8 protein-coding genes and 1 riboswitch are annotated in these 6,488 nt (G+C 31.1%); of the genes, 3 read left to right on the forward strand and 5 right to left on the reverse strand.

Annotation, left to right across the window (positions count from 1 at the left end; translation table 11 throughout):
* Positions 1–145: 145 nt before the first annotated feature.
* The 4 genes from mnmA to udk all read right to left on the reverse strand — a co-directional run bounded on the left by mnmA (position 146) and on the right by udk (position 3,202).
* Positions 146–1,201 (reverse strand): tRNA 2-thiouridine(34) synthase MnmA, encoded by a 1,056-nt coding sequence (gene mnmA / locus ACMOUI_RS11380; RefSeq protein WP_418965812.1) that lies wholly within the window; start codon positions 1,199–1,201, stop codon positions 146–148.
* A gap of 34 nt (positions 1,202–1,235) precedes the next feature.
* Positions 1,236–1,847, reverse strand: coding sequence for a LysE family transporter (locus ACMOUI_RS11385; protein WP_418965813.1), 612 nt, complete (start codon positions 1,845–1,847; stop codon positions 1,236–1,238).
* A 100-nt stretch (positions 1,848–1,947) separates the two neighbouring features.
* Positions 1,948–2,565: a deoxynucleoside kinase gene (locus ACMOUI_RS11390; RefSeq protein ID WP_418965814.1), complete on the reverse strand. Its 618-nt coding sequence runs from the start codon at positions 2,563–2,565 to the stop codon at positions 1,948–1,950.
* 4 nt (positions 2,566–2,569) lie between these two features.
* Positions 2,570–3,202, reverse strand: coding sequence for a uridine kinase (gene udk, locus ACMOUI_RS11395; protein WP_418965815.1), 633 nt, complete (start codon positions 3,200–3,202; stop codon positions 2,570–2,572).
* Between the two features lie 161 nt (positions 3,203–3,363).
* On the opposite strand from udk, the gene ACMOUI_RS11400 reads away from it, so the two are divergent.
* Both ACMOUI_RS11400 and ACMOUI_RS11405 read left to right on the forward strand, forming a co-directional pair.
* The gene (locus ACMOUI_RS11400; RefSeq protein ID WP_418965816.1) at positions 3,364–3,501 is read left to right on the forward strand and encodes a hypothetical protein; all 138 of its coding nucleotides are present in this window, start codon (positions 3,364–3,366) and stop codon (positions 3,499–3,501) included.
* A 9-nt stretch (positions 3,502–3,510) separates the two neighbouring features.
* Positions 3,511–3,792, forward strand: a complete 282-nt coding sequence (locus ACMOUI_RS11405) for a hypothetical protein (protein ID WP_418965817.1) — start codon at positions 3,511–3,513, stop codon at positions 3,790–3,792.
* 25 nt (positions 3,793–3,817) lie between these two features.
* Here the strand turns inward: ACMOUI_RS11405 and rnmV are convergent, their stop codons facing one another.
* Positions 3,818–4,381: a ribonuclease M5 gene (gene rnmV, locus ACMOUI_RS11410; protein WP_418965818.1), complete on the reverse strand. Its 564-nt coding sequence runs from the start codon at positions 4,379–4,381 to the stop codon at positions 3,818–3,820.
* A gap of 166 nt (positions 4,382–4,547) precedes the next feature.
* Positions 4,548–4,645: riboswitch (purine riboswitch) on the forward strand.
* 53 nt (positions 4,646–4,698) lie between these two features.
* Here rnmV and guaA point away from each other — a divergent pair.
* A complete protein-coding gene (guaA, locus tag ACMOUI_RS11415) occupies positions 4,699–6,249 on the forward strand; it encodes a glutamine-hydrolyzing GMP synthase (protein ID WP_418965819.1) in 1,551 nt (516 codons plus the stop codon).
* Positions 6,250–6,488 lie beyond the last annotated feature (239 nt).

Here is a 6,488-nt window from a genome sequence, read left to right on the forward strand (position 1 = left end):
CATAGTAACACCTCTCTTTCTTTTAAAAATAAACACTTTGGCAATATAAGTATAACTTAATTTTACCTATTTAACAAGTATATTCTTTTAAAAAAAATAAAAATAGCCCATAAATAACAAATTATTATTTACAGGCTATAAAAATCTATTTAATTATGAAAGAACTTGCTATAACTTTTCCATCTTCAGTATATAAAACAGCTCCTTGACCAGGAGTTACAGCTCTCACGCTGTCCTCAGTAAATAAAATTTCAATTGTATCTTTATCCACTACTTTTATTTTACATGGATGTAACTTATCTCTAGAACGAGCTTTTACAAAGCAATCCATCCCATCTAGTTCTTTTACATCATCTACTAAAAATAGATTAAGTTGATTTGCAACTAAACTCTTTTTCATAAGATCCTCATTGCTTCCAACAATAACCCTATTATTTTTCCTATCTAGTTCTATTACATAAAGTGGATTTGCTGAGGCTATTCCAAGCCCTTTTCTCTGCCCTATTGTATAGAATGCCAATCCATTGTGTTTTCCTAAAACTTTCCCATTTAAATCAACAATTTGTCCTGGTTTTCCAATCTTACCAGATGTTTTCTCCATTAAGAACTCTTTTAATTTTCCATCCTCAACAAAACATATCTCTTGAGAGTCTTTTTTAGCATAAACTCTCACACCTAAACTTTTAGCTAACTCTCTAACAGCTGGTTTCTCCATTTTTCCAATTGGAAAAATAATATATTTTAAGTTTTCTTTTTTTATTTGCGATAAAAAGTATACTTGATCTTTATTCATATCATCACCTATTGCCAATGTACCATCAATAATATTAGCATAGTGACCAGTTGCTAAAACCTCTGCTCCCTTTTCTCTCGCAAACTCAATAAGTTTTCCAAACTTTATTTTTCTATTACAAACCATACATGGATTTGGTGTTCTTCCTGAACTATACTCATCCACAAAATAATCTATAACCTCTTTTCCAAAATCCTCTGTTACATCTAAAAGATAGTGTTCAATTCCTAAATCATCACATATTCTTTTAGCATCCTTATCCTCTTCTCCGCAAGTTTTCATTGTTACACCAAAAATTTTGTAACCTTGTTTTTTTAAAAGATAAGCTACTGTAGACGAATCTACTCCACCACTCATAGCCACAGCTATAACCTTGTTTTCATTTTCTTTATTAAACTCTAAGTTCATAAATATTACCATCCTTAATAAATATATTCTATTATTATTTGTAGAAGGCAAATATAATAGTTGCAATTCCAAAGATTAGAATTATAAGACCTGAAAGTTTGCTTAATTTTAAAAGAATATCCATAGTTACTTTCTTTTTAAAATGATATATCAAAAAGATTGTTGTAAACCAAAGTGATGCTCCTCCAATTCCAATTCCAGTTCCTAATTCCAATACTGTCAGTTCTCTAATAGGACTATCCAATATCCCAAGAAGTGTATATATTCCTGCTATTACAAGAATTGATGAGATATTAAATATTGCAAGTAAAAAAGTTTCGAAGTAGTCTTGAACCAATGTAAAATTATCATCCTCAATCTCTTTCACTTTAGGTTTTCCAAAAAACTTTCTACTTCCTACAAAGATTAAAAATACACTTATCAACACTTTTAGCGGAGTTTCAAATTTAATAACATAACTTTCAACTCTACTTATAAATAGAAATGATATAATACCATAAATTATGTCTACTGTTACCATTCCTAGCGCTGATACATACGCTTTTTTTTCTCCCTCGATCATAGCCTTTTCCATACAATAAATGCCCACTGGTCCAAAGGGAAGCGATAATATTAAACCTGTTATAATCCCTTTTAAAAAAATCATGATTTTTCTCCTCAAAAGTGTATTTCTATAAATGTTTTTTCATTTATCAATTCTAGCATAATTCTACTAAAATAGAAAGCAATTTCCTTTAATTGGGAGTTTACAGGTTCAGTTCTTTCAATTTAGCTTTAACTATATCAAAAAATGCTTTTCTATCCTCTTCATTATCTCTTATATCCATATTGTCTATATTTATTTTTAGAACAACTGTCTCATCATACTCGTTAAAAAAGTTAGAATACTCCTCATTTAGGGAGTCCCAATACTCTTTTTCCACTCCAAGTTCAAACTCTCGTCCTCTCTCTTTAATCTTTTTTATAGCATTGTCAACACTTGTCTCTAAATAAATAATCAATAGTGGATTATCTCTAGCTGATATCAGTTTTTCCCAAAAAGATTGATATAGTGAAAACTCATCCTCTGTCATAAATCCATTTTTCAAATGCATTTTAGCAAATAAATAATCACCATAAATGCTTCTATCCATTATACAACCATTGAATTTAGAAGCTTCCTCTATTATCTCTATTCTTTTGTTTAAAAAATACATTTGACTCAATAGAGAGTATCTCTCTTTATTTGAATAGAATTTGTCTAAAAATGGGTTATCTATATATGGCTCCTGAAAAAACTCAATAGATAACTCTTTAGCTAATAACTCCCCTAAAGTTGTTTTCCCAGCTCCAACAACTCCCTCTATACAGATAACATTTTTCATAATCTTATGCTAACACTCCTTTTTGAAGGAATCTTTTTAAGTTACTTGTTACCATTCCAATTGCAACTTTATTCTCTCCACCTCTTGGAATTATAACATCTGCATATCTTTTACTTGGCTCACAAAACTCTAAATACATTGGCTTTACAGTTTTTAAGTATTGATTTTTAACAGATTCAAAACTTCTTCCTCTCTCTGTCATATCTCTTTCAATTCTTCTTAAAATCATCTCATCAGCATCTGTATCCACAAATATTTTTACATCAAATAACTCTCTAATCTCTGGAACTGCAAAGATAAGTATCCCTTCAACGATTATTATTTTTGATGGATGAATCTTTACGCACCCCTCTTTTCTAGAGTGTGTTGTGAAATCGTATATCGGTCTATCGATTGACTCCCCATTTACAAGTTTTGTTAAGTGCTCTTTAAGTAGATCAAACTCTATTGAGTTAGGGTGGTCAAAGTTTACCGCAGCCTTCTCCTCTATTGTTAAGTTAGTTAGCTCTTTATAATAAGCATCTTGCTCAACTAGTACTGCATCTTCTGATTTGAAAGCCTTTACTAAATTGTGTGCTACTGTAGTTTTTCCGCTTCCACTTCCTCCAGCTACTCCGATCAATATGCAATTTTTCATTTTTTGTTTTCCTCCTTAAGTGTTACTGCTTATATTTTTTTAAATCTTATACATTATAGCATATTTTTCGAAAAAAAATAAATTATAATATAAATATAGACTATATATTTTTTTTGATGTATACTTTACGATATAGTTGTTTTTAAAGGAGAAGATTTTTTATGAGTATGACTGAAAAAGAGATTGACCTTCAGATGAAAAAAGCATTGGAAAAGGTTCCCTTTGAAATAAAAAAAATTAAATTTGTACTAGCTTTATTAAAGTTTAGTAAAAAAATTAAAAAAATTTTTAAATTTTAGGAGGAAGATATGACAGAAGAGTTAATGAAAAAAATAGATAGAATAAATGAGGAGTTTGAAAAAAGAGATTTCTTTATAAAGGAGGATATCTTAGAACTTTTTGAACAGAGAGAGGATTTAAGAGAGAAATTAGATGCTATAAAGTTTAAAAAGATTGAGTTCTTTACAGTGGAAGATGAAAACTGCGTTGGATTCACTTTAGATGACGTTCAGGTCAACTTCTTTATAGAGTTTGGTGAAGATGAAGAGGGAGAGTGGTATGAGGCCACTGCTGAGATAATCTCTTTCTAAAATTACAAAAATAAAAAACCAAGGATTAATTTTCCTTGGTTTTTTTTATATTGTTCATTGCAACTAAAAACTGCTCCATTGTTATACCATATCTATTCAGTTTAGATAGAAGTTGTTTTGCATTTGAATAACCTATTCTTAACTCTGCTCCAAGCTTTTCTCTCAGTTCTTTAGACTCTACCGCTCCTGAAAGCTTATAATCTATTAAGATATCCATTGTAAAAATGGCTTCTGACTCTTGTACAACCTCACATTTAGCATTTTCTAAGGCTTTTATTATAGCTTCTGGAGTTGCATTTTCAACGCCGATATCCCCATCTTTTGAACCCTCTTTTCTGCTTATATACGCTTGTTTAGCCTCTGGAAAGAATTTTAAAATATATTTTCTAAGTTCCTCTCCAACAAAATCTGGATCAGTTAAAACTATTATCCCTTTATTCTCATAGGCAACTCTCAATTTTTCTATATTTCCTTTTTTTCTAATGGCAAATCCATTAGTTTGTATAATTTCAGCATCTACTGCTGCTTTTACTGCTGATATATCATCTCTTCCTTCAACGACGATAACCTCTTTAATTGTTTTTTTCATAACTTTATATCCTCTCAAACTTTACATATAAATTTTATACTTAATTGTAACATTTTTTTATATGTAATACTATTTTTTTATTTTTAAATGATTATAGGACTTTGTACTTGTGATTAAATTATTTAATTATAGGTTGACACAACTTCTATTTATATGCTAAAATGTTCCAAAAGTAAATATATTCATTCGTATAAGTTGCAAATATGGTGCAGCGTCTCTACAACTAACCGTAAATTAGTTTCTATGAAAAAGATAAAAGGGATTAGTCTACCTTCTGTTTTTTTATAGAGTGTGATTGTCTCTTTTTTTATTATATTTTGGAGGTTTTTATGAAGAAAAATAGCATCATTATTCTTGACTTTGGTTCTCAGTATAACCAGTTAATAGCAAGAAGAGTAAGAGAAATGGGAGTTTATGCTGAGGTTGTTCCTTATTTTGAACCATTAGAGGATATTTTAGCTAGAGAGCCTAAAGGTATTATCCTTTCTGGTGGACCTGCTTCAGTTTATTTAGATGGATCACCTACAATTGATAAAGCATTATATGAGCAAGGAATCCCTGTTTTAGGAATCTGCTATGGAATGCAATTAACTTCTCAACTATTAGGTGGAAATGTTGAAAGAGCTGATAAGCAGGAGTTTGGAAAAGCTGAGCTTATTATTGATGATTTAGAAAGTCCATTATTCAAAGATGTTCCTAACTTAAATCAAGTTTGGATGAGTCATGGAGACCACGTAACAATATTACCAGAAGGGTTTAAGCAAATCGCTCATACAGATTCTTGTATAGCTGCTTCTGCAAATGTTGAAAAAAATATCTACTGTATCCAATACCACGCTGAGGTTACTCACTCTGAGTATGGAACAAAGATGTTAGAAAACTTCGTATTCGGAGTTGCTAAATGTGAGAAAAACTGGTCAATGGGTAACTACATTGAAGAAACAGTTAAATCTATAAAGAAAACTGTAGGAGATAAGAAAGTTTTACTTGGACTTTCTGGAGGAGTTGACTCTTCTGTTGCTGCTGCATTAATACATAAGGCGATTGGAGACCAACTGATCTGTATTTTCGTTGACACTGGGCTTCTTAGAAAAGATGAAGCTAAAAACGTAATGGAAATCTATGGACAAAACTTCCATATGAACATTAAATGTGTTGACGCTGAAGAGAGATTCTTAAGCAAATTAGCTGGAGTTACTGACCCTGAAGCTAAGAGAAAAATAATTGGAAAAGAGTTCGTTGAAGTATTTAACGATGAGGCATCTAAATTAACTGATGTTAAGTTCCTTGCTCAAGGAACAATCTATCCAGACGTAATAGAGTCTCAATCTGTAAAAGGACCTTCTGCTACAATTAAGTCTCACCACAATGTTGGAGGACTTCCTGAGGATATGCAATTTGAATTACTAGAGCCTTTAAGAGAGCTATTCAAAGATGAGGTTAGAGCTGTTGGTAGAGAGTTAGGAATCCCTGCTCACATGGTTGACAGACACCCATTCCCAGGCCCAGGACTTGGAATCAGAATCTTAGGAGAGGTTTCAAAAGAGAAAGCTGATATCTTAAGAGAAGCTGACGATATCTTTATTCAAGAGTTAAGAGCTGCTGATTTATATAAAGAGGTTAGCCAAGCTTTCGTTGTACTTTTACCTGTTAAATCAGTTGGAGTTATGGGAGACGAAAGAACTTATGAGTACACTGCTGTTTTAAGATCAGCTAACACTATAGACTTTATGACTGCTACATGGTCTAGATTACCATATGAGTTCTTAGATAAAGTTTCTAATAGAATCATTAATGAGGTTAAGGGAATCAACAGATTAACTTATGATATCTCATCTAAACCACCTGCAACTATTGAGTGGGAATAATAATTAAACATATAAAACACCTTGATTACCAATGGTTTTCAAGGTGTTTTTTTCATAGGTGCACCCATAATGCACCTTTTTATATTTTTAAATTTTAACAACTAAAAAATTTTATAAATTTTAAAACTTTTCTATAAAACCTGTGGTCTAAATGTTATAATAAGTGTTAAAAGTAATAGATAATTTAATCCCCCCAGACAAGAACCTCTTCCCCCCCAGAGGTTCTTGTTATTTTTTGT

The organism is Cetobacterium sp. (assembly GCF_048470075.1).
In the GTDB taxonomy this organism is placed as follows: domain Bacteria; phylum Fusobacteriota; class Fusobacteriia; order Fusobacteriales; family Fusobacteriaceae; genus Cetobacterium_A.

Excerpts from the sequence above, each read along its gene's own strand:
- mnmA (WP_418965812.1), bottom strand. The coding sequence starts at position 1,201 with ATGAACTTAGAGTTTAATAAAGAAAATGAAAACAAGGTTATAGCTGTG.
- ACMOUI_RS11385 (WP_418965813.1), bottom strand. The coding sequence starts at position 1,847 with ATGATTTTTTTAAAAGGGATTATAACAGGTTTAATATTATCGCTTCCC.
- ACMOUI_RS11390 (WP_418965814.1), bottom strand. The coding sequence starts at position 2,565 with ATGAAAAATGTTATCTGTATAGAGGGAGTTGTTGGAGCTGGGAAAACA.
- udk (WP_418965815.1), bottom strand. The coding sequence starts at position 3,202 with ATGAAAAATTGCATATTGATCGGAGTAGCTGGAGGAAGTGGAAGCGGA.
- ACMOUI_RS11400 (WP_418965816.1), top strand. The coding sequence starts at position 3,364 with ATGAGTATGACTGAAAAAGAGATTGACCTTCAGATGAAAAAAGCATTG.
- ACMOUI_RS11405 (WP_418965817.1), top strand. The coding sequence starts at position 3,511 with ATGACAGAAGAGTTAATGAAAAAAATAGATAGAATAAATGAGGAGTTT.
- rnmV (WP_418965818.1), bottom strand. The coding sequence starts at position 4,381 with ATGAAAAAAACAATTAAAGAGGTTATCGTCGTTGAAGGAAGAGATGAT.